This window comes from Rhizobium ecuadorense, assembly GCF_001187535.1.
GTDB classification, from domain to species: Bacteria; Pseudomonadota; Alphaproteobacteria; order Rhizobiales; family Rhizobiaceae; genus Rhizobium; species Rhizobium ecuadorense.
In genome coordinates this window covers 1-222 of the sequence record NZ_LFIO01001542.1, presented here as the reverse complement: position 1 = coordinate 222, position 222 = coordinate 1, and the positions used below count along the sequence as shown (strand labels likewise).

The window sequence follows — 222 nt, the reverse complement described above, 5'->3', positions numbered from 1 at the left end:
CAGCGCTCAATGACGAGATCGCTGAGCGGCTTGGAGCAGCAGGGCAGAAAGAGGCCGGCGTCGATTTCCCGCTGACGAATTCCGCCATTGTGGTTCATGTCGACCGTGCCTGACGTAAGCTTCGACTTGCAGGTGCCGCAGACGCCGTTCGCACAGGACGACGGTATCCTGACGCCCGCCTTCTTCGCGCATGAGAGCACGCTCTGGTCGCCGGAGACGTCG

General features: G+C 62.6%; 1 protein-coding gene. It reads right to left on the bottom strand.

What is annotated here, in order from left to right; genetic code table 11:
• A partial coding sequence (locus AF337_RS41200; RefSeq protein WP_152971270.1) for a 2Fe-2S iron-sulfur cluster-binding protein occupies window positions 1-222 on the bottom strand: 222 nt, incomplete at both ends.